The organism is Acinetobacter sp. GG2, from assembly GCF_000292385.1.
GTDB lineage: Bacteria > Pseudomonadota > Gammaproteobacteria > Pseudomonadales > Moraxellaceae > Acinetobacter > Acinetobacter seifertii.
This window is the reverse complement of sequence record NZ_ALOW01000032.1, coordinates 130,446-154,198: the sequence shown is the minus strand read 5'-3', so window position 1 is coordinate 154,198 and position 23,753 is coordinate 130,446. Positions and strand designations below refer to the sequence as shown.

The 23,753-nt window shown below is 38.7% G+C and carries 20 protein-coding genes and 1 pseudogene; 9 read left to right on the top strand and 12 right to left on the bottom strand.

What is annotated here, in order from left to right; translation table 11 throughout:
• Positions 1-69 precede the first annotated feature (69 nt).
• Positions 70-513, top strand: coding sequence for a DUF2726 domain-containing protein (locus B554_RS0108765; RefSeq protein WP_019457770.1), 444 nt, complete (start codon positions 70-72; stop codon positions 511-513).
• An 11-nt stretch (positions 514-524) separates the two neighbouring features.
• Here the strand turns inward: B554_RS0108765 and B554_RS0108760 are convergent, their stop codons facing one another.
• From B554_RS0108760 to glnA, 5 genes are all read right to left on the bottom strand, one after another.
• The gene (locus B554_RS0108760) at positions 525-725 is read right to left on the bottom strand and encodes a hypothetical protein (protein ID WP_025465164.1); all 201 of its coding nucleotides are present in this window, start codon (positions 723-725) and stop codon (positions 525-527) included.
• A 103-nt stretch (positions 726-828) separates the two neighbouring features.
• The gene (locus tag B554_RS0108755) at positions 829-2,136 is read right to left on the bottom strand and encodes an alpha/beta hydrolase family protein (protein ID WP_019457769.1); all 1,308 of its coding nucleotides are present in this window, start codon (positions 2,134-2,136) and stop codon (positions 829-831) included.
• A 110-nt stretch (positions 2,137-2,246) separates the two neighbouring features.
• Entirely contained in the window at positions 2,247-3,125 is an 879-nt protein-coding gene (gene ubiA / locus B554_RS0108750) for a 4-hydroxybenzoate octaprenyltransferase (RefSeq protein ID WP_019457768.1), read from the bottom strand.
• A complete protein-coding gene (locus tag B554_RS0108745; protein WP_019457767.1) occupies positions 3,122-3,631 on the bottom strand; it encodes a chorismate--pyruvate lyase family protein in 510 nt (169 codons plus the stop codon). The genes ubiA and B554_RS0108745 overlap by 4 nt, the downstream gene beginning before the upstream one ends.
• Positions 3,632-3,756: 125 nt before the next feature.
• Positions 3,757-5,172 carry a type I glutamate--ammonia ligase gene (gene glnA / locus B554_RS0108740; RefSeq protein ID WP_171057781.1) on the bottom strand — a complete coding sequence of 472 codons (1,416 nt, stop codon included), beginning with the start codon at positions 5,170-5,172 and terminating at the stop codon, positions 3,757-3,759.
• Between the two features lie 702 nt (positions 5,173-5,874).
• Here glnA and B554_RS0108735 point away from each other — a divergent pair.
• Positions 5,875-7,436: pseudogene (locus B554_RS0108735) on the top strand (peptide MFS transporter).
• The gene (locus B554_RS0108730; protein WP_019457765.1) at positions 7,433-9,235 is read left to right on the top strand and encodes an aminopeptidase P family protein; all 1,803 of its coding nucleotides are present in this window, start codon (positions 7,433-7,435) and stop codon (positions 9,233-9,235) included. The pseudogene B554_RS0108735 and the gene B554_RS0108730 overlap by 4 nt, the downstream one beginning before the upstream one ends.
• 122 nt (positions 9,236-9,357) lie before the next feature.
• Here B554_RS0108730 and B554_RS0108725 read toward each other — a convergent pair whose 3' ends face one another.
• Positions 9,358-9,837 (bottom strand): hypothetical protein, encoded by a 480-nt coding sequence (locus B554_RS0108725; protein WP_019457764.1) that lies wholly within the window; start codon positions 9,835-9,837, stop codon positions 9,358-9,360.
• A gap of 330 nt (positions 9,838-10,167) precedes the next feature.
• Between B554_RS0108725 and B554_RS0108720 the strand changes: the two genes are divergently transcribed.
• From B554_RS0108720 to B554_RS0108705, 4 genes are read left to right on the top strand one after another with little or no spacing between them, the layout of a single operon-like run.
• Positions 10,168-10,752 carry an anthranilate synthase component II gene (locus B554_RS0108720; protein ID WP_019457763.1) on the top strand — a complete coding sequence of 195 codons (585 nt, stop codon included), beginning with the start codon at positions 10,168-10,170 and terminating at the stop codon, positions 10,750-10,752.
• A 9-nt stretch (positions 10,753-10,761) separates the two neighbouring features.
• Positions 10,762-11,811, top strand: a complete 1,050-nt coding sequence (gene trpD, locus B554_RS0108715; RefSeq protein WP_019457762.1) for an anthranilate phosphoribosyltransferase — start codon at positions 10,762-10,764, stop codon at positions 11,809-11,811.
• Between the two features lie 9 nt (positions 11,812-11,820).
• Positions 11,821-12,627: an indole-3-glycerol phosphate synthase TrpC gene (gene trpC / locus B554_RS0108710; protein WP_019457761.1), complete on the top strand. Its 807-nt coding sequence runs from the start codon at positions 11,821-11,823 to the stop codon at positions 12,625-12,627.
• A gap of 9 nt (positions 12,628-12,636) precedes the next feature.
• Positions 12,637-13,332 (top strand): Smr/MutS family protein, encoded by a 696-nt coding sequence (locus B554_RS0108705; RefSeq protein WP_019457760.1) that lies wholly within the window; start codon positions 12,637-12,639, stop codon positions 13,330-13,332.
• Positions 13,333-13,342: 10 nt separating this feature from the next.
• Here the strand turns inward: B554_RS0108705 and xdhC are convergent, their stop codons facing one another.
• From xdhC to xdhA, 3 genes are read right to left on the bottom strand one after another with little or no spacing between them, the layout of a single operon-like run.
• Positions 13,343-14,326, bottom strand: coding sequence for a xanthine dehydrogenase accessory protein XdhC (xdhC, locus tag B554_RS0108700; RefSeq protein WP_019457759.1), 984 nt, complete (start codon positions 14,324-14,326; stop codon positions 13,343-13,345).
• A gap of 6 nt (positions 14,327-14,332) precedes the next feature.
• The gene (xdhB, locus tag B554_RS0108695; protein WP_019457758.1) at positions 14,333-16,708 is read right to left on the bottom strand and encodes a xanthine dehydrogenase molybdopterin binding subunit; all 2,376 of its coding nucleotides are present in this window, start codon (positions 16,706-16,708) and stop codon (positions 14,333-14,335) included.
• Between the two features lies 1 nt (position 16,709).
• Complete coding sequence (xdhA, locus tag B554_RS0108690) at positions 16,710-18,209, bottom strand: xanthine dehydrogenase small subunit (protein WP_019457757.1); 1,500 nt, start codon at positions 18,207-18,209, stop codon at positions 16,710-16,712.
• A 260-nt stretch (positions 18,210-18,469) separates the two neighbouring features.
• Between xdhA and folE the strand changes: the two genes are divergently transcribed.
• Both folE and blaADC read left to right on the top strand, forming a co-directional pair.
• A complete protein-coding gene (folE, locus tag B554_RS0108685; protein ID WP_001187844.1) occupies positions 18,470-19,018 on the top strand; it encodes a GTP cyclohydrolase I FolE in 549 nt (182 codons plus the stop codon).
• Positions 19,019-19,168: 150 nt separating this feature from the next.
• Positions 19,169-20,320, top strand: a complete 1,152-nt coding sequence (blaADC, locus tag B554_RS0108680; protein ID WP_019457756.1) for an ADC family extended-spectrum class C beta-lactamase — start codon at positions 19,169-19,171, stop codon at positions 20,318-20,320.
• A 68-nt stretch (positions 20,321-20,388) separates the two neighbouring features.
• On the opposite strand, the gene B554_RS0108675 is transcribed toward blaADC, so the two are convergent.
• From B554_RS0108675 to B554_RS0108665, 3 genes are all read right to left on the bottom strand, one after another.
• On the bottom strand, positions 20,389-22,281 hold the full coding sequence (locus B554_RS0108675; RefSeq protein ID WP_019457755.1) for a DUF4105 domain-containing protein: 1,893 nt from the start codon (positions 22,279-22,281) through the stop codon (positions 20,389-20,391).
• Between the two features lie 61 nt (positions 22,282-22,342).
• Positions 22,343-22,813 carry a DUF3015 family protein gene (locus B554_RS0108670; protein WP_004700201.1) on the bottom strand — a complete coding sequence of 157 codons (471 nt, stop codon included), beginning with the start codon at positions 22,811-22,813 and terminating at the stop codon, positions 22,343-22,345.
• A 145-nt stretch (positions 22,814-22,958) separates the two neighbouring features.
• Positions 22,959-23,753, bottom strand: a complete 795-nt coding sequence (locus B554_RS0108665; protein WP_019457754.1) for a DUF817 domain-containing protein — start codon at positions 23,751-23,753, stop codon at positions 22,959-22,961.

Here is a 23,753-nt window from a genome sequence, read left to right as displayed (position 1 = left end):
GGTGGGAGAGCCAAGATTCTTAAAAACCCACTCATTACGAGTGGGTTTTTATTTGTATGATGTTGTCACATGTTCGAATCGAGTCATTTATTTTTTATTGTTTTAGGCTGCTTAAGCACCTGCATTTTTCTTGTCGTTTGTTTACGTCCCTATTTATTTCAAAAACAAAAATTCTTTGCCCGCCCTGTCATTACTAACTTTGAAACTCAGATGTTTATCCGTTTGAAACAGAGTTTCCCTAGTTACCATGTTTTAGCTCAAGTGGCTTTTAGTGCTTTGATTACAAGTAATGATTATAAGGTTCGTAGTCAGTTCAACCGTAAAGTTACCGACTTTGTTGTGCTAAACGACAAAATGGAAGTCATCGCAATCATTGAGTTAGACGACCCTACCCATCTTGAGAAAGTAGAAGAAGACCGTATGCGTGATCAAATGCTTACAGAAGCAGGATATATCGTAAAACGTTATACAAGCATCCCTAGCGTACGCCAGCTACAAAAGGATATTCATTAACAGCACTGCTATTATTTCTTTTCAGAACCTGCAGCTTCTTTCTCCGCTATTCTTTTTTCCATTTCTAGACGTTGCTGCTCATACTGCTTTTTATTCTTAGCATCACTCTTTGCAGCAAAGAAAAGTATCCCAATAATCAAAAAAGGAATAAGCAAACCTAATCCCATTAATAACCAAGGAACAGACTTTTTTTCAACAGGTTGCTGGCTCATAAGTGTTTTAAACTCGAACGGTATCAATTTTCAGAATGCGTAACAATATAACAAAAAGGGCCCTCTTTTGGACCCTTTTAATTTGAATATTTTAAATACACACTTATTGTGCTAATCCTGTACATTCAACATTTTTACTAGCATCTATTACCGATGGATCAAGCACTATATTTGTTTTAGCTGGCATCTTAGATTGAACAAATTGATAAATTTCAGCATTTCTACATACAATCGCTTGAGTGTGAGCAGCCCCTAGAACAGGTACAAACGTCACATCAGTTCCCATTTTTTTAAGACCATTTTGCAAGGCATCTGTAACTGGATATGGTACAGCCATATCAGCAGTACCTTGAACGATCATGACAGGTGAATTAATTTTTTTAGTCGCAGGCTGGTTATCAGCCAAGAATTTTTTCACAGTTGGATTTTCTTGGAAATTACCCGCTAAACCTGGATAATCTGTAACTATTTTACCAGCATTAGTCGCAAGATAATCACGAATATCAGCCGCAAATTTATTATGTAAATCGGTTAAGCACATACCATTTTCGCCTGTAGTACCTTCTGCGAACTCAGCTATACTTTGTGACCTTTGTTGGAAAATCTCACGATAATTAAATTTAGGCTCATAAGCCGTAATACCTACTGTGGTATATGCAGCATATGCAAGTAGCTCAGCATAAACTTCGACAGCCGTACCAATAGGTGCTGTACCAGCTTGCTCTTTTTTAAGAATATCTTGAATTGCTTGTGGTGCAACTACAGAAATAATATAGCCAAGACTAGAAGCTGGTGCCGTTGCAACTGCACCTTTATAGTTGGTGTCGTTATTTGCAAATTCCGCAGTACCTAGAGAAGCATGCCCACCTTGAGACTGCCCAATCGACATCCATGCACCGTTTAGCTGATTACCATAGTGATCTTTTGCCGCTTTAACTGCTGCAATTGCAGATTTAGCTTCACTTCCCAAATTAAGGTATGGATGCATTCCACGCGTACCTAAACCTTCATAATCTGGGGCAATCACAACATAGCCTGCTGCCAATAATGTATCCGCTAAAATTTTGAAACGTGGATTAATTGTATTATTGCTTGGTGCGCAGCCATCTCCTACACCTACTGTTCCATGCTCCCACACCACCACCCGATAGCCATCTTTAGGTTGTGCAATTTTAGGGAACATAACAAGAGCTGTTGCTTGAGCAGTTTTGCCTTGTACATTCTCCATGTTATAAGTCATAACTTTAATAGATGCGGCACCGCTTAAACTATCTTGAGAATAAGTTTTCTCAGAAATATATGTTTGATCAGGATTTACACCAATATAGTCATCATTATTGTCATTACACGCTGTAAGAAATAATGCTGAAACTGATAATGTTATAGCTAAAGCAATGTTTGACCGTTTCATAAAATATCCTTTTTATGTGTTATTTATTCCGCATATTTTTTATGCACAAATATTAAGACATAAAAAAAGTGCTCTGCATAGAACACTTTTCAACCTTACGGTCATTTTTACTATATGAAATTTAAAAATATTCCTAGAAAAATGATTAATCCAACCCAGCGATTGTGACGGAATGCCCAGAAACAAACCTGAGGATTGCGGTCTTTGGTTTTAATTGTTTGATATACAAAATCGAATGCCACTAAAACCAAAGCAATGATCGCCCATGGAAATAAAATATTTTCTAAATATAATGCGCTTCCAATCAAAACAAGGCTGGCTACTTGTAAAAGTGCAATAATTTGGATGTCATAACGCCCAAAAAGAATAGCGGTAGATTTCACGCCAATTTTTAAATCATATTCACGGTCTGTAATTGCGTATTGAGTGTCATAAGCCACTGTCCAAGCCAAATTTCCAAAATAGAGCAACCAACAAGTTAGATCTGGAGTTTTACCTACAGCAGTAAAAGCCATAGGAATCGACCATGAAAATGCCGCTCCTAAAAATACCTGTGGCAAGTTGGTATAGCGTTTCATAAATGGATAAATAAACGCTAAAAATAATGCTCCAAATGACCAGTAGAAAGTTTCTATAGGTAAAAAAAACAAAAGACATGCGCTTGCTAAAACAAGGCCCAAGAAGACATATACAGCTTCCCTTGCACGGATAACACCCGTTGCTAAAGGACGTGTTTTTGTACGCTCTACATGACCATCTACTTTACGATCAGCAAAGTCATTAATAGCACATCCAGCAGCGCGCATAAAAATGACGCCTAAAATCATGACGAATAGAATATCTAAATGAGGTATTCCTTTTGATGCAACCCAAAGTGCCCACATGGTTGGCCAAAACACCAGTTCGGTTCCAATTGGCTTATCAAATCGACATAGATAATAATAAGCTTCTAAACGCTGACGCCATGTTGTACCTGTTGCAGTCGTCATAGTAATTCCTTGTCGTGCTGCTGATATAAAAAAGCTTCAAAAGCTGGTAAGAATGTTTCTTGAACAATAAATTTACACCCATGCCAAGTATAGCAACTTTGTCGCGTCCAGCCTTCTGGTAAGCGAATAACACGGCGATCACACAGTGGAGTTGTTCTTTGAAATAAAAACCGGCCTATCGGTTTAGAACCAATATGCTGAAATATACGGGCTTTTTTTTGTAAGCTTTGAATTGGAAAAATACTTTTTGCTTTAACCCACGGCTCTACTTCACAACCATATAAATAAGTTTCCCTCACCCATGAAGTGTGGGTATGAGGCATATTCATCCATTGACTGTCTGCAAAAGTTAACCGTTGAAAATGTTCTTTGAAAGGTTTTACGCTGAACTGTCCACCGCCAAGTTCAGTCAATTGTTGTGTCAGAGAACCAGACGCATACAACCATGTTTTCAATGCAGGATTTAAAAATTGTTCCTGTTTAAGTACTGGTTGACGTTTACGCATAATCTGCTCACATGAAAACTCGCACCTAGTTTACCCCAATTTTTTGATAAAAAACGTAGAGAATTCAATCAACATTCCAAGCAATAAAAAAGCCTGCATAAGCAGGCTTTTTTACGAAATACGTATTACAAGCTGTAGTACATATCGAATTCAACTGGGTGAGTAGTCGTGTTAAGACGACGTACATCTTCAGTTTTAAGTTCGATGTATGCATCAAGCATTTCTTTAGTGAACACGCCGCCTTTTAACAAGAATTCGTGATCTGCTTGAAGTGCTTCAAGAGCCATATCTAAGCTATGAGCAACTGTTGGGATTTTTGCTTCTTCTTCTGGAGGAAGATCATACAAGTTCTTGTCAGCAGCTTCGCCCGGATGGATCTTGTTTTGGATACCGTCGATACCAGCCATTAACAATGCAGCGAAACCTAAGTACGGGTTCATCATTGGGTCTGGGAAACGAGCTTCGATACGCTTACCTTTAGGGCTAGAAACGTATGGAATACGGATAGACGCAGAACGGTTACGTGCTGAGTAAGCAAGCATAATTGGTGCTTCGAAGTGAGGAACCAAACGCTTGTACGAGTTTGTAGATGGGTTTGTGATTGCATTCAATGCACGAGCGTGCTTGATGATACCACCGATGAAGTACAACGCCATTTCTGAAAGGCCTGCATATTCATCACCAGCAAACAAGTTCTTGCCATCTTTAGAGATAGACATGTGAACGTGCATACCAGAACCGTTATCACCTACCATTGGTTTAGGCATAAACGTAGCTGTTTTTGCATATTGATGTGCAACGTTCCAAACAGCATATTTGAACTGTTGAACTTCGTCAGCTTTACGAACAAGAGTATTGAAGCTCACACCAATTTCTAACTGACAAGAAGCAACTTCGTGGTGATGTACTTCTACACGACCTGGACCCATGATGTCTTCGATTTTTGCACACATTTCTGCACGCATATCTTGTGAAGAATCAACTGGAGGAACTGGGAAGTAACCGCCTTTCACACGTGGACGGTGACCAGAGTTACCAGACTCATAGCTGTTACCAGTAGACCAAGCAGCTTCTTCAGCGATTAATGTATGACGAGCGCCAGACATATCGATGTCCCACTTCACTTCGTCAAATACAAAGAATTCTGGTTCTGGACCGAAGAATGCAGTATCACCGATACCTGTAGATTTTAAGTATTCTTCTGCACGGCGAGCAATCGAACGTGGGTCACGCTCATAACCTTGACCAGTTGAAGGTTCAATAACGTCACAAGTCACAACTACAGTTGGTTCAGCAAAGAACGGGTCGATGAAACCAGTTTCTGCATCTGGACGTAAGATCATGTCAGACGCTTCAATGCCTTTCCAACCAGCGATTGAAGAACCATCAAACATTTTACCGTCTTCAAAAGTATCTTCATCAATAGAATCAGCTGGGTAAGTTACGTGCTGTTCTTTACCCTTAGTATCAGTAAAGCGAAAATCGACCCATTTTGCGCCACTTTCTTGTATGAGTTGAAGGACCTTGTTCGCCATGCTCATTTTGCTCCAATGAAATTTTGTTGCACTTGTTAAGTGCGTGTTAGTTGCTGGTATTTATTAAGCAATTCTCATACCAACTTCATAAGACTTACCTAAAACATTGAATTACTTATATCTATTCATGATTTAGGCCCCTTGTCTTGAACCCATTATACTGTTTGCTTGTGCAAATGCACCATATTCACACATTTTCAAATTATGGCATATTTAAACAGCTCATTATTGCCCTAATTTAGTGCAAAATTGTTGCACTGATATAACCCACTGCATCAATTTCTAACAGTCATTTCTGATCATAATACTTTCTTATATATAATGTTGAGATTGTTATCAGATTACACAAAAAATTTTACGGGTCTTAAAGTCACAGATCTCACTCATTTTTACGATGCTTAAATGAGTCAAGCTAACTCATTAAGTAATCCAAATAATCTTTCTGTTGTTTACCTACAATCTTATAAATAGTTTTCATTTTTATGAATTCTTATCTTTCATTTCAGCACTATACAGTTCTTTGATTCAGCAAATGAACACTGATCATAATTAACACCTAATAACTAACTCCACTATTCATGTTCTTTTTCATTCACTTTTTTTATACAAGGTAAATTTGCTTTTATTATTAAAAATAACTAAAAAATAAAATATAAATTTTGGTTATAAATAATCAAACTAAAAGTTATGTTTATAAAAAAACAGAAAATCATTCAAGGATTTGAATAATGAAACATGAACTTAAACAGCCAGATAAAGCATTTTTTGGTCATCCTAAACCGCTACAAGGCTTATTTTTTACAGAGCTTTGGGAAAGGTTTTCTTATTATGGTATCCAGCCTTTACTTATTCTCTACATGATTGCTATGGTCAATGAGGGTGGCCTAGCACTCGACCGACCAACGGCTGCCGCTATTGTTGGGTTATTTGCAGGTTCAATGTATTTAATGACCGTCTTTGGTGGATGGGTTGCAGATAACTGGTTAGGGCAAGCACGTGCTGTCTGGTATGGATCAATTATTATTGCCTTAGGTCATTTATCAATTGCACTTAGCTCTCTGTTTAATCAGTCTTTCTTTTACTTAGGTTTAGTACTGATTGTTTTAGGTACCGGATTATTTAAAACCTGTATTTCAGTGATTGTAGGAACACTATATAAAACTCATGACGCAAGGCGTGATGCAGGTTTTTCTATTTTTTACATGGGAATTAACATGGGGTCTTTTATTGCCCCACTCATAACGGGACTGTTGGTACAAAATCATGGCTGGCATTTAGGCTTTGGTATTGGTGGCATCGGGATGTTAATTGCTTTATTAATTTTCCGCTTTTTTGCACTCCCGCAACTTCAAACTTTTAATGAGTTACGTCAGGAAACCAACACCTGTAATAAACCTGTTGTAGATAATAAAAGTGCACCCAAAATTGTATTTAGTTTTTTATTCGTAGTTGCGATGATTATTGCGTTAACTTTGCTTGGGATTATCCACATTAACCCAGTCGTGGTAGCAACCTACTTAACCATAGGAATTGGCCTAGGAATTATTGCTTACTTTGCTTATTTATTGCTTTTCCTTAATTTAGATCAAAACGACAAATTTAAAATTATTATTTGTTTTGTACTATTGATCACTTCCGCTCTTTTTTGGTCTGCTTTTGAACAAAAGCCAACATCTTTTAATTTATTTGCTCAGGACTATACAAACCGCAATGTTTTAGGCTTTGAAATTCCAACCGTATGGTTCCAGTCTATTAATGCCTTTTTTATCATTATTTTTGCCCCAATTGCCGCATGGCTGTGGGCAAAACTAGGCAAATCGAATAAAGACCCCAATTACATTTCAAAATTTATTATTGCGCTTTTACTTGCGGCAGGCGGATTTTTAGTAATGTCGTTTGCTAGCCGTTTTGCGATTAGTGATGGTTTGGTTTCGCCGTTTTGGATTGTAGGCAGTTTATTTTTACTTACACTAGGAGAACTCTGCCTAAGTCCGATTGGTTTATCGACCATGACCAAACTTGCACCAAATGTAATTCGTGGGCAAATTATGGGACTATGGTTTACAGGTACTGCTTTAGGTAATCTCATGGCAGGTCTAATTGGCGGACAAGTTTCAGCAGACGCGATCGAACATTTACCTAGTTTATTTATGCGCTGCGTATTGGCGTTGGTTATTGGCGCAATCGTGTTATTTTTATTAAAGAAACCCCTGAATAAATTAATGAATAAAACTAGCAACAAAGTTCAACCTAATTTGGAAACGATATGACCGACTTAACTGTTCCAGAAAAACTAGCAAAACTTCGTGAACTCATGACCACTCAACACGTTGATGCTTTGATTGTTATGAGTGCAGATCCTCATATGTCAGAGTATTTACCTGACTACTGGAAAGCAAGGCAGTGGTTAAGCGGTTTTAGTGGCTCTGTTGGCACCTTAGTTGTGACCCAAAACTTTGCTGGACTGTGGGCTGATGGTCGCTATTGGGTGCAAGCCGAACAACAACTCGCTGGAACTGGATTTCAATTACAAAAGCTGACCAGTGATGAGTCTTCAACACATCTTGCATGGATTGAGAAAAACTTATCAACTAGTTCGGTTATTTCAGTAAACGGTCAAACGCTTTCAATCCAGCAATTTAAGGCTTTAGAAGCTACAGCAAAACAACGCGGTTTTATACTTGAAACACACCAAGATTTAATCGGTTCAATCTGGTCCAACCGCCCTGAACTTCCTTCAGAGCAGATTCATTTAATGCCCGAAGACTTAAATGCACTATCTCGTAAAGAGAAAATTCAGGCTATTCGTGAAACTTTACATAGCAAGAATATTGCGGGTCATTTTATTTCATCTTTAGATGATATTGCATGGGTCTTAAATGCACGCGGGCAAGATGTAGAATATAACCCAGTATTCCTTTCGCATTTATATATCAGTGCTCAACAAGCTGTTTTATTTGTTGATAGCAACAAAGCTGATTCAACCACTCAACAAGCTTTCAAAGCAGATGGCATTGAGATTCGTAACTACCAAGATACGACTCAGTTTTTAGCGAATATTTCAGATGTCTCGGTACTTTTAGATCCAGCCAAAGTATCGGTTTTTCATGAACAAGCCATCGCAAAAGATATTCGGATTGTCTACGACATCAACCCAAGTACACTTTTTAAATCGCGTAAACATGAAAGTGAGATAGCTCATATCCGTCACGCCATGGTGAAAGATGGGGTTGCACTATGTCACTTTTTTCACTGGTTGGAAAAAGCACTTCATCATGGTGAAAGCATTTCAGAACTCACTATTGATGAAAAGATTACAGCTTTCCGTGCGCAGCAAGATGGATTTATAGGGCCGAGTTTTTCAACGATTGCTGGCTTTAATGCTAATGGTGCTCTACCCCACTACCGTGCAACTGAAGAGCACTATTCATTTATTGAAGGTGATGGTCTGTTACTGATTGACTCTGGCGGGCAATATGTTGATGGAACAACCGATATTACTCGTGTTGTTCCTGTAGGCACGCCAACAGAGCAACAAAAACGTGACTATACTCTGGTTTTAAAATGTCACATTGCTTTGGCAAAAACGATTTATCCAGAAAGTTTAGCTGCACCGCTACTCGATTCAATTTGTCGTAATACTTTATGGCAACATGGTTTAGATTATCGACATGGAACAGGCCACGGCGTAGGCTTTGCACTTAACGTTCATGAAGGTCCGCAAGTGCTTTCTTATTACGCGCCTATTCATGCCTATAGTAAGTTGCGTAAAGGAATGATTATTTCTAACGAGCCGGGCTTATACCATGAGGGACAATACGGTATTCGTATTGAAAACCTCGTTGCAAACCGTCTCCACTCTGGATTTGAAAAAACTTACGGTGAATTTTTAGAGTTTGAAACACTAACCCTTTGCCCGATTCATTTAGATTGTATCGTTATTGATCTGCTAACGAATGAAGAGAAAGATTGGTTAAATGGTTACCATCAAACTGTTCAAGAAAGACTAGCTGAACACGTGTCTGGCGATGTTTTAGATTGGCTAATTTATAACACACGTAAGATTTAAATATTTAATAGCATTAAATCAAAGCCTTGAAAGAGTCAAGGCTTTGATTTAAATCCTATAAGATATGTGAATAATCAAAAACCATACTAAATACTTATTCTAATCCGTTTATTATTTTTGATTTAGTTACAGTTTCTGTCTAATAGAATTTTAGGAACTTTTTTCTTATAGAGTTCAAACTTTTTTGTAATTTGTCTGTCTCTGTTTCCAACAAATGACTTATTAGCTATTAATTCCATATCACCTTTATTTGATTTTTTACTATCATCAGCAATAAGATCATCCAAGTCATCATTAGTTTCTATCAAACCATTCTTATATCTATATTTTAAATAATTTGTATTAATCAAATTATCCTTCTTAAAATTGAACTTATATTTTTCTTGTCCAGATTCTCCATAAAGACTCAATATAAGAGAACAATAATTTTTCTCTTTTTTCAATTCAATCCCACCACCTTCAGGACTAATTCCCTGATCGGTTAAATCCAGCTCATAGATTTTCTTTGGAGACATGTTAGTTTTAGCAGATAAGTTGCATCCTGTTAAGAGAAAGAAAAAGCTAATAATAAGTTTTATTATGGTACCTTGTTTATTTAACATCATATATTACCTTTAATGGATCACTACCTCATTTGATCTATAATTACATTCGTGTCAGACAGGTCAAAGGCTTGCTTTACATATTGAAAATCTGCTTTTAATTTCATCTACTATGTTTAAATGACTAAACATCTAATTTAGAAGTACTTATTTTGGTATACTTCTATGTAAAAGATAAAGTCGAAGAATATAAAAATTCTGATATAGTAGCTATCTATTGATGGTGGCTTTATTTTATACATGAGTACTTTAGCAATCCTGAGTACCAAATTGAGTATCAAAACCACATCAAAATAGAATCCCCTTATTTATTAGCGAGTTGAATCTAAAATGCTTCTAATGATCGACAATTACGACTCTTTTACCTACAACATCGTCCAGTATTTTGGCGAGTTGAATCAGGAAGTAAAAGTAGTTCGCAATGATCAAGTCACATTAGAGGATATTGAACGATGGCAACCTAAATATCTGGTTATTGGTCCTGGTCCTTGCTCCCCAAGTGAAGCTGGTATTTCAATTCCTGCAATTAACCACTTTGCTGGAAAAATTCCTTTGCTTGGCGTGTGTTTAGGACATCAAAGTATTGGGCAAGCTTTTGGCGGAAACATTGTAAGAGCCAAAACAGTGATGCATGGACGTTTATCTGATATGTACCATAGCAATAAAGGTATTTTCAGTAATCTCCCTATCCCATTCTCGGCAACTCGTTATCATTCATTGGTGATCGATCAGCAAACTCTGCCTGACTGCCTTGAAGTAACGTGCTGGACTAATGAAGCAGATGGCTCAATGGAAGAAATTATGGGTGTTAAACATAAGACATTGCCTGTTGAGGGCGTGCAGTTCCATCCTGAATCAATCTTGAGTCAACATGGCCATCAAATCTTTAAAAACTTTTTAGATATTTATGCATAAGTGATCCCTATGAATATTCAACAAGCACTTAACCATATAACAAAAAATATTCACCTGACTCAGCCGCAAATGGAAGACATTATGCGTAGCATCATGCAGGGTGAGGCAACCGAAGCACAAATTGGTGCTTTGATGATGGGCCTTCGCATGAAAGGTGAAAGTATTGACGAAATTACTGCTGCTGCACGTGTCATGCGTGAATTTGCCATCAAAATTGATGTCAGTGATATCAAATATTTAGTTGACATTGTCGGCACGGGTGGCGATGGTCAAAACTTATTTAATGTCTCTACCGCTTCGAGCTTTGTAATTGCGGCGGCAGGTGCAACCATTGCCAAACATGGTAACCGTGGCGTTTCAAGCAAATCAGGTTCATCTGACCTACTTGAGCAAGCAGGTATTAATCTTGATTTAGACATGCAACAAACTGAACGCTGCATCCGTGAGATGGGTGTAGGGTTTTTATTTGCTCCAAACCACCACAAAGCAATGAAATATGCTGTTGGACCACGTCGAGAGCTTGGTGTTCGCAGTATCTTTAATTTACTTGGCCCGCTTACGAATCCGGCTGGTGTAAAGCGTTTTGTGATTGGGGTATTTTCAGATGAACTTTGTCATCCAATTGCCGAAGTGATGAAGCAACTTGGTGCTGAACATGTGATGGTGGTTCATTCAAGAGATGGGCTTGATGAAATTAGCCTTGCAGCGCCGACAACTGTTGCTGAACTCAAAGACGGTGAAATTACTGAATGGACACTTACCCCTGAAGATGTCGGAATTGAGTCACAAACTTTAAACGGTTTAGTGGTTGCGGATGCTGCTTCCAGCTTAAAGCTGATTAAAGATGCATTGGGTAAAAATAAAACTGATATTGGTGAAAAAGCAGCAAATATGATTGCGCTTAATGCAGGCGCAGGAATTTATGTGGCGGGTATTACCAAAACTTATGCTCAGGCTGTTACCTTCGCTCAAGATATTATTTACGGCGGACAAGCTTTAGAAAAAATGAGTGTTTTGGCTGAATTTACCAAAACATTAAAACAATGTCAGGCAGATTAAGGATTTCTCATGATTAATATTCAAAATACCATTTTAGGTAAAATTGTTGACCGTAAACATGAGGAACTTGCTGCGCGATTAAAACAACGTAATTTGCAAGACGTTGAAGAATTAGCAAAAGCTGCGACTCCAATACGTGGCTTTGCAAATGCTTTACAACATAAACGTCCGGGGGTGATTGCTGAAATTAAAAAAGCATCTCCATCAAAAGGAGTTATTCGCGCAGACTTTAATCCTGCTGAAATTGCCCAGCAATATGAACAAGCTGGAGCTGCCTGTTTATCGGTACTGACTGATGTTGATTTCTTTCAGGGTGCAGATGAAAATATTGCGATTGCTCGCAATCATTGTGCTTTGCCTGCTTTACGTAAAGACTTCTTGGTTGACCCATACAATGTAGTTGAAGCACGTGCTTTGCATGCTGACTGTATTTTATTAATCGTTGCTTGTTTATCTGACCAGCAACTCGAAGAAATGTCAAAAACTGCGTTTGAACATCAACTAGATGTATTGGTTGAAGTTCATGACGAAGAAGAAATGGAACGCGCGTTAAAGCTTTCTGAACAATGTTTATTAGGTGTGAATAACCGTAATTTAAAAACGTTTGATGTAGATTTAAATACGTCTATCCGATTGAAAAAATTACTTCCAGCCTCACGTTTATTAATTACTGAAAGCGGTATTGCGACGCCAGACGATGTGCATATGATGCAAGAGCATGATATTCACAGCTTCTTGGTCGGCGAAAGTTTTATGAAACAACCACGTCCAGATCAAGCTTTTACTGCTCTTTTTGGACAACCTCAAACGGTTTAATGAAGATATATGAGTAATAAAGATTCATCGCTTTCTAAAGAGCAACAAAAATTATTGAAGCAATTTAAAAAGCAAATCTCCAATCCTCATTCAAGCAAAATCGCAAATCAGCCTGAGACTAAAAAATCTCAGGCTGAGCCTGAAGAATTGGAAGATACACATTTGTTTCAACAAGCTGTTGCAGGTGTTAAACGCATCAACAATAGTAATGTGGCTAATGTCAAACCACCTCGTGCCAAAAAAGTCGATGCACAAACACTAGCTAAACGTGCAGCTGCCGAAGGTGGCCGTGATACCGAACATGCTGAATTGTCAGACACTCAAGCTGCTTTAAATCCAGTCGCAAGCCAAGCTTCATTAAGCTATCGCATTGCAACACTTCAACATAAGGTGTTTGAAGACTTAAAAGCAGGCAAGATGCGTTGGTTTGAAGCTGTAGATCTACACGGCTGTACCATTGAACAAGCGCGTGACGCAGTTTTACAAATTATCCAGATGGCAAAAGATGAAAATCAAAATGTCATTAAAATTGTGCATGGTAAAGGCCCAGAAGCGGTCTTAAAAACCTATGTCAACGGATGGTTACGCCAGCATCGTGATGTTTTAGCTTTTGTAAGTGCTCCAGAAAATCAAGGTGGCACAGGTGCAGTTCTCGTGCTGCTTAAACGCGCAGAAAAAAATCCAAAGTTCGAACAAAAAAAATGATCCTTTGGGATCATTTTTTTACATCAAACACCTGCAATAATTGAGCAACTACTGCAATGGCAATCATTGCAGGTTGTTTCGATGAAATTCCTTCTACCCCGATCGGGCAAACCAAACGTTGTAATGTTTCTGGGGTATAACCACGTACTTGCATACGCTTTTCAAAAATAGCTCTTTTACTTTTTGAACCAATCATTCCGACATAAGCAAATGGTTTCGCCGTAGGTTTTAAGGCTGTAAAACACAATTGCAAATCTAGTTGATGATCGTGCGTTAAAATTAAAATTGCCCCCGAACGATCAAATTGCTCGATCTCGGCGTCTAAGGTATCAGTCGTTATACATTGTACCTGTTGCAGTAAATCGGATGGAAAAATATCATCACGCGGATCAATCCATTTCACCCGAACTCCAATAGGCAATAAACAACGAACAATTGCTTCACCCACATGCCCGGCGCCACAAATCAGCACTTGCATAGCATAAGGTTTTATCTGCTGGCTAAATTGCCATTCTTCGCTGCTGCCAGAATGAAACTCGAAACTTGGTTGTTGTTGTATATCCATAGTCTGCCAAGTGGACACATATTGATGTGAGACCTTACGCCCTATACGCTGACCAGCTCGCCATGCTTGCAAAATCTCAGATAAATCCGATGCGATCGCAGCGGGTGATATTTTTTCAAATAATAACCACATCACTCCGCCACAACACTGCCCTAGCCGAGCACTGAGGTTAAAGCGTTCAATACGCCTCACGCAAGTTTCCATTTCACTTAATATTGCTTTAGCAATTTCAATGGCCTGAAACTCTAGATGCCCGCCACCAATCGTATCTGACTGCTGCCATTGCTGTTGAAAATTAAACCGCAATAACATGGTTGCACCCACTTCTCGTGGTGTTGAACCATTTGCACGTACCACTGTGACCAATACCATAGGCAGAGCTTCGACTTGCCACGTCACAAAATCAGTCCACCATTGTAAATATTGCATAATCTTCTACATTTTAGCTTGTGGGCGGTCAGCCAAAGCTTGTCCGCGTCCAATCGCAATCGCGCGTAAAATTTCTTCGGCAGTTGCTGGAGCATTGAGTACGAGCGGTGCTTTTTCTGGAATAGCCGCCTGTACTGCCTGACGAATTGCAGAGAACACTGATAATGCCAACATGAATGGAGGTTCGCCTACCGCTTTTGAGCGATAGATGGTGTCTGCCTGATTTTGGTTATCAAACAGTTTGACATTAAAAATATGAGGAATGTCTACACTGGTCGGGATTTTATAAGTTGAAGGCGCATGGGTAAACAAACGGCCTATGTGTGGCCCCTGCGGCTGCCAATACAACTCTTCTGTCGTGAGCCATCCCATCCCTTGTACAAAACCACCTTCAATTTGCCCAATATCAATTGCTGGGTTAATTGACTGCCCGACATCATGCAAAATATCGGCACGTAATACTTTCATTTCCCCAGTTAGCGTATCTATTGCGACCTCACTGACCGCTGCACCATAGGCATAATAGAAAAAAGGACGTCCTAAATGGTTGACCTGATCATAGTGAATTTCAGGCGTTTTATAAAAACCGCTGTCCCATAGTTGTACACGCGCCATATATGCCCGTTGAACCAAATCAGGAAAAGTCCATGAATGACCATTTGCTGTTGAAACCATACTATCTTCAAACTGGACTTGATGAGCAGCACTTTGACTTATTTCTGCTGCAAGTTTTGCCAGACGCTCACGAATTTTAATACAGGCATTTTGCACAGCTTTACCATTTAAATCTGCTCCACTCGATGCTGCAGTTGCCGAAGTATTTGGCACACGAGAAGTATCCGTTGCAATTAAGCGAACACTATCGATTGGTAGACCCAGCTCATGCGCAGCAACCTGACGTACTTTGGTATATAAACCCTGTCCCATTTCTGTACCGCCATGGGTAATAGAAACAGTACCATCCATATACACATAGACCAGTGCACCCGCCTGATTGTAATGTACAGCATTAAACGAAATACCGAACATTAATGGGGTTAACGCAATACCACGTTTAATGATGTCATTGTTCTGATTAAAAGTATGAATGCGCTGTTTGCGTTTCGCATAATCACTACTTTGCAATAATTCAGCTACTAATTTTGGCGCAACATTATCACGGACTTCTGCCCCATAGTGCATACGGTCACGTCCAGCACCGGGCTGCTCGGCAAAGAAATTACGTTGACGAATTTCAACTGGGTCACAACCTAAATAACGAGCAATGTCATCAATAATATTTTCAATGACAAACATGCCTTGCGGCCCACCAAAACCACGATATGCCGTATTAGAAACAGTATTGGTTTTACAACGTAAGTTACGTAGCTCAACTGCATTTAAATAATAAGCGTTGCCAATATGGCAAATTGCTCGTTCATTTACTGGCCCAGAAAGATCAGCCGAAAAACCGCAGTTTGAAGCCAGTTGCACCTTTAAGCCTTGCAGAACACCACTGTCATCAAAGGCTACAGACCACTCATAGGCAAAACCGTGACGTTTACCTGTAGCGCTCATATCATCATCACGATCTAAGCGTAATTTACACGGACGGCCTGTTTTTTGTGCTGCCAAAGATGCAATGCATGCCCACTGCGCCGACTGCGACTCTTTACCACCAAAACCACCACCCATACGGCGGCTTTCCACACTCACCTGATGCATATTCATGCCTAATGCATGACAAATCAGTAGCTGCATTTCGGTTGGATGTTGCGTTGAGCAATAGACTTTTAAGCTCTGATTCTCTTGTGGAATCGCATAGGAAATCTGACCTTCTAAATAAAAATGCTCTTGCCCACCCAGCTCAATAGCACCTGAAAGATGATGTGATGCATTTTGAAATGCCTGTTCAACTTCACCATGACTAAATTTAACAGGTGGTAACACCCACGATTCTTTTTCAATCGCATCTTGAATGGTTAAAATTGGAGTTTCGGCCACATATTCAATTTTTGCTAAGCGAACTGCCTGACGGGCTTGCTGATAACTGTCAGCAACAACCACAAACAGGGCTTGTCCATAAAATTCAACCTGATCTTCGGCAAAAATTGGATCATCTTTAACAATGGGTCCCCAATTATTTTCAACATCAATATCCTTTGCCGAAAAAACTGCATGCACACCATCGGCCTGACGTACTGCATCCAAATCAAAATTACTAATTTTGCCTTTTGCACAACTTGAAAATCCGACAGCTAGATGCATGGTATTTTCAAGCTCAGGTAAATCATCAATATATGTTGCCTGCCCCGTTACATGTAAGTGGGCACTCTCGTGTGGAATCGAGTCGCCAGCTTTAGCTGATTTTTTAGAAATGCTTAAGTTAATGGTTTGATTCATGTCAGATCTCCACCATAGCAATCAAGTCATTCACACGAGTGATCATTTGAGACAGGATTTTTTCTACATAGAAACGCTGTACGCAGTTTTTCGCGACGTATAAACGATATGCCGAGCTAGCCCGTCCATCATCTAAAGGTTGATAGTCTTGCGACAATGCCTCCTGTGCCTTAGCTATCAATTCTGCTGTAAGTTGTTGGCCTTCTAATATAGCTTCTGCATACTTTGCGCGTTTGGGAATAGCAGCCATGCCACCAAAAGCAATTCTGACATTGTGAGCGACATGATGAGTATCTAACTCGCATGAAATAGCCGCACATACCGCAGAAATATCTTGTTCAAAACGTTTAGCAATTTTATAGCTGGCAAATTTAAAACGTGGCTGCCCTTCACGAAGTGGAATAACAATCGACTCTACAAACTCACCAAGCTGTAATGCTGTTTTTTGATAATCTAAATAAAAGTCTTCCAGTCCAATTTCACGAGTCTGTTCACCTAAGCGCAAAATTAAGCGTGTACCTAGCGTAATTAATGCTGGCATTGAATCGCCAATCGGCGAACCATTGGCAATATTTCCACCTAAAGTTCCAGCATTTTTAATAGGCATGGAAGCAAAACGGCGCTGTAATTCTTGAAAGTCAGTATAAAACTCTGAAATTTTGATGAGTGCATCACTCAAACTGACATTGGCCCCAATTGTTAAAGCATGGTCTTTGACTGCGATCTTTTTCAGTTCTTCCACCTGACCGATATAAAGCATATCTCCTAAATCACGGCCCTGCTTTGTGACCCACAAACCAACATCTGTACTACCTGCAACAATACGGGCTTGTGGCAACTGTAAACGTAGAGCGGCAAAATCCCGCAAAGTTTTGGGTGCAAAAAATTGCTGAACATGATGATTTAAATGCAATGCTGGTAATGCTTGAATGTCTTTTAATACATTAAGTACTTTTTGACGTTCTAATTGAACACGCGGATAGTCATATGCTTTTTTTGCTGCATCTAAAATAGGTCGATAGCCCGTACAGCGGCACAAATTTCCAGAAAGATAATCACTGATTTTATCTTTGCTTGGTGGTTCTTGCTCATTTTCATACATTGCCCATAACGACATAATAAAACCGGGCGTGCAAAAACCACATTGTGAGCCATGCATATCCACCATTGCCTGTTGTACAGGATGCAATGTCCCAGCTTGTGTAGGTAATAAATTATGAAGATCTTCTACTGTAAATAAAGCTTTACCATCTAAAGTCGCTAAAAACTGAATACAGGCATTCACGCTCCGTAATTGCAGGTTGTCATTAATCAACTCACCAATCACTACTGTACATGCACCACAATCGCCCTCAGCACAGCCCTCTTTTGTACCAGTCTGACGAGTCTTACCAGTTTGGGTATATTCTCGGAGAAATTGTAAGACCGTCATGGTGGGTAATACATTTTCTACTTGTTGCTGACTGCCACGAAAAAAAAAGGTAATTGGACGTTCTGACATTTTTTATCCTTATGCTCTATAGTACGGCATATTTGCAAATATGATGCCATGAGGCGATCATTTATAACTTAACTGTATTAGTCGCACATTTCATGTTCAAATACTTGACTATTAACGATAAAAAACATGAAATTTATTCACCATTTATCTAATGCGTGCCGAACAGGATAAATATAGTGCGACGAGTTATGAACATCAGGTCATGTTTCTGATACAATGCCGAGCTTGTCTAATAGAGTAAATTTATACGCCTTATGTCAATGCAGCAATCGTACGCAAACATTCTGACTGCCGTCGGTGAAGACCTTAATCGTCCCGGCCTTAAAGATACGCCTGTGCGTGCGGCTAAAGCTTTTTCATATTTAACTTCTGGCTATAGTAAAACTTTAGAAGAAGTCACCAATAATGCTGTTTTCCCATCAGATAACCATGAAATGGTATTGGTGAAAAATATTGAATTTTATTCGCTTTGCGAACATCACCTCCTTCCATTCTATGGCCGTGTTCATGTTGCCTATTTACCAGAAGGCAAAGTTCTTGGCTTATCTAAATTTGCACGTATTACCGAGATGTTTGCTCGTCGTTTGCAAATTCAGGAAAATCTAACTCAGCAAATTGCTGAAGCTGTGGCTGAAGTGACTGGTGCTCGCGGTGTTGCTGTCGTAATTGACTCTGCACATATGTGTATGATGATGCGTGGTGTAGGTAAACAAGAGTCTACAACCCGTACAGTTTCATTTGTCGGAGATTTTAAAACTGACAAAGAAGCACGTCGTGAATTTTTAAGTGCAGTACCAGAAAGTTACTAATTTGGATTTACTACCAAAATAAGAGCCCGACGAAGTTGGGCTTTTTTATATCTAGTTAAATCACTTAACCTATAAAACATAACAGTTAAATTAGGTGATTTTTGTTATAAAAGCTCGCATCTTTCTTTTTAGATAATTTATGAGTTAATCATGCGACTTAAAAAAATTTCTTACTTACTTTTACCTTCTCTTGTTATTTTGAATACTTCAATTTATGCAGGTAATACTGCTAAAGACCAACAAATTAAACAACTTGTAGATCAAAACTTTAAACCGTTATTAGAAAAATATAATGTGCCGGGTATGGCAGTAGGTGTTATTCAAAACAATAAAAAATATGAAATGTATTATGGCCTTCAATCTGTTCAAGATAAAAAAGCTGTGAATAGCAGTACCATTTTTGAGCTAGGTTCTGTTAGTAAACTATTTACCGCTACAGCAGGTGCTTATGCTAAAAATAAGGGAAAAATCTCTTTTGAAGATAAGCCAAGTAAATACTGGAAAGAGCTAAAAAACACTCCGATTGATCAGGTCAATTTACTTCAACTTGCTACTTATACCAGTGGTAATCTTGCGCTACAGTTTCCAGATGAAGTACAAACAGACCAACAAGTTTTAACTTTTTTCAAAGACTGGAAGCCTAAAAATCCAATTGGTGAATATAGACAATATTCTAACCCAAGTATTGGCCTATTTGGAAAAGTTGTAAGCTTGTCAATGAATCAGCCTTTTAGTCAGGTTTTAGAAAAAACCATTTTTCCAGACCTTGGCTTAAAACATAGTTATGTCAATGTACCTAAAACTCAAATGCAACATTATGCATTTGGCTATAACCAACAAAATCAGCCGATTCGAGTCAACCCTGGTCCCTTAGATGGTCCAGCTTACGGCGTTAAATCGACTCTTCCAGACATGTTGGGGTTTGTTCATGCCAACCTGAACCCGCAGCAATATCCTGCTGATATTCAACGTGCAATTAATGAGACACATCAAGGTTTCTATCAAGTAGGTACCATGTATCAGGCGCTTGGTTGGGAAGAGTTTTCTTACCCTGCAACCTTACAAACTTTATTAGACAGTAATTCTGACCAGATTGTGATGAAGCCTAATAAAGTCACTGCTATTTCTAAAGAACCTTCAGTTAAAATGTTTCACAAAACTGGTTCAACCAATGGCTTCGGAACATACGTTGTATTTATTCCTAAAGAGAATATTGGTTTAGTCATGTTAACCAATAAACGTATTCCAAACGAAGAACGCATTAAGGCGGCTTATGCTGTGCTGAATGCGATAAAGAAATAATCATCTTTAGCTAAAACAAAAAAGAGAAATAGATGAAATCTATTTCTCTTTTTTTATGAATATACGATTTAAAAGAACCAGACATATCCTAAGCTTGATTTCATCCAGTCCAGATGATTTTGTTTTTCATAATCCCAATTCAGGCGAATAGCATTATTGCTATTAATGGCATATTGCCACTGGGTATTTAAGCGTAAGTTCCATTGGTTTTGGTCTTCCCAATAGGGTAGTTCAACTTGTATTAATGAGTTAAACTTTTCAAACCACTGATTCATACAGCCTATAGTTGGCCCCATTCCTACACGCCAACCTTTATCTAAATTTGAACCTGCTTGAACATAAGCTTGGACTTGTCCATAGCACACATGTTTACGCTCATAGTCCGCAACACTATAGCCAACTTGGGTATTAAAACTCGCTACGCCATGCTGTTTTTCATCACTATAAACGCCATCATGAACTGCTTCTTGACGCCAGCCTAAGTTAAATCCCCAAGTGAGAGGTGTTTTGAATGGTTGGATTGGGTTGTAGGAGTTCACTTCTAGTAGATCAAGACGTTCTAGCTTTAAATGATCATCTCTCCACTGGGCATTACCATTTAAAAAAAGCAATTGAGTACCAGCACGATACCCTCCTTGAGGGTCAATCAAGTCATGGTAAGCCTGTCTATGCCCAATCTCAATAAACTTATCACCTTGTACTTCGCCCAATTTTAGCGAAACATTACGTGCATTATGGCCTTGTGTTGGCTCGGTAGAAGGTCGTTTAGGTTCTTGACGTTGTTTATCTAAATCAATCTGACTTCTTAAAGCCAAAAGCTGCCTTAGCTGTGGTTGAGCAAAACTTTCTTCAACTTTTCGACTAATGAATTGTAGATATAAATCATCGTAAGCCATCTCAAGAATTTTGGCCTGATCTGGCTGACTATACGACTTAAGTATTTCGGAGGACTCTTTAGTTGGCATCATGGCTACCTGATGAGCAACTTTTGCCAAAGACGCGCCATGCTGATGAGCTTGAGCTAATAATTGAGTCTCTAAAGCTGGTCGATACACAGGAGGATTCGTAAGCCCTTGCTGCTGCATCGCTTTAATCGTTTCCATTGGAATAGAAGCGTAATTAAACTTTTCTTGTAAGTTAGACTCAGGTTTAACCAAATCAACCAATCCCAATAAACGATAGGCGCAGTTGTCACTCACAAAGTAATAAGGGAAGCTCACATGTTGCATTTCCCAAATATGAGACACTAAAAAGCGTGTTTCCTCAGGAGATAGATTTAACTCATATTCCCATAAATCACGGCTTTCAAAATCACCATACTCTTTTACCTTACGATAATAAGGCATTAGTGAATATTCACCCGGATACTGCCCTGTTAAGCCTTTCCAAGCATATGACCAGTTGTCATTGCCTGCGACAGTGGCTGCATAATTTACAGCGTAAGAAACGAGGTTTAACTGTTTTTGATCTTTAGGGTCTAAGCGTAATAAGGTATGTCCAAACATTGAGCTTGGATTTCCCATAAAGTCTGTAGCGTAAATTAGCGTCGCTTTATAAGGTTTAATCTGGCCAATCCAGTTTTCAAACTCTGAACATTTTACTTGCGGTAATTCATTTTCTTGAATGCCTAATTGCTTTATAAGCCATTGACTTCGTGCAGGAAACTTACAACGAATTGATTGATTGTCTGGAGCTGGTGCAAATAATGCTGTGATATCTGCTTTCTGTTCTTCTTTTAAATTATTTTTCCCATTTGGCGCCATAAAGTAACCAGAGTAACTTACTTCACTCTTCTGGTTTTTATTGGCATACATCAGACGTTGCCATGTGATGTCTTGATCTAACTTTTTTTGTTCTGCAATAGACCAGTAGTTTTGAATAGATGGATTTATTTCTGCTGAATACGCAATATTAACTGCCAATGAGGCAAAAATTAAAACAACCGATTTCATTAAGCTCATCAATTTTTATCATTAAATATAAGAAAAACCCTGCCAAATGACAGGGTTTTCAATTTCAAACTTATACGTAAGCTTTTAAAACGTCGTCTTTAGCCATTACGTTTTGTAATGATGCTAATACTTGAAGTGTGTTTTGGTTGTCTGCTGAATAGATTTCACCAAAGTTTGCTTTTGAAACTTTGAAGAAACGATCTTTGTCTTGTGGTTTAATTTGCATTAACTCAGCAAGTACATTCAGGCTTTCACCTTGGCCTACAGCCATATCACGCGCTAAAGTTTCTGCATTTTCATTTGTGAAAGTAACAACTTGAGCTGTTACTGTTCCGCCTTGACGGCAGCCTAAAGTACCAAAAGTAATACCTAATAATTGGTTAGTAAAAATACCGTTTGTTGTTGCAGCAAGAATTTTAGGCACCACTCCTTTTTGGCCAGCCCATACTTGCGTACCCACACCACAACCTACATCGTTATCAGCCATAGCAACACTTGAACCAGCTGCTAACAAAGCAGCTAAAGCTAATTTTTTTAACATAGATGTATATCTCCAAAAATCATTATTGATTTGTTTCTTATGTATTGTTATGTGTAACTATTATTACACCCTTTAAAGATAGCGATAAGCCAGTCATTTAGCAATTAAAAATTAAATAATATGATAAAAAGTGAAAATGAAATTTTTACTTTAAATTCCAATTACCTTGATTATCTCGATGACCTAATATTTTAAGAACTAATACTAAACTTAGCAGTAATAATAAATACCACGAACCCAGTTTACCCCATCCCACCATATGCCAAGCATTAATCTGACTTGGGTAAACCCAAATTTTATAAAATGTACTAATATTTTCAGCAACCCAGATAACAAATGCGAGTGTCACCAACACAGGGAGCATTGGCGTTTTAAACTTACGTTCATTTATTTGAAAATAAAGTGTAGTTTTCCAGAAAATATAAACACTAAATGCAAATAAAATATAGCGAATATCAGGAATAAAGAATTTACTCATAAAGTTAATATATGAGAAAAATGCGAGAAAAAGCATGCTTCTAAAGCTTGGCAGTTTCTCAAAGGAAACTTGAAACAGTCGTATTGAGCGAGCAAAGAAACTACCTACAGCAGAGTACATAAAGCCTGCAAATAAAGGCACAGTAATAATTTTAAATACCGCAGGCTGCGGATATTGCCATGAAGCAATGCCGGGATGTGTCAAAAAGATTTCCATGACCATTGCCATGATATGAAATAAAGCAATGACTTTGGCTTCTTGCCATGACTCCAGCTTTAGATATAACAAGCAAATTTGAATAATGAGTGCATAGATGAGTAAATAATCATAACGATAAAAACCCATATATTCATGGCTACCCATCGGTGCTGTCAGGGCAAAAGCTATTAAAAGCAAAATACCAAACAAGGCTGCCGAAACAGCCTTGCCGATAAAATGAATTGGTAAAGTTAGGTGGCGCAC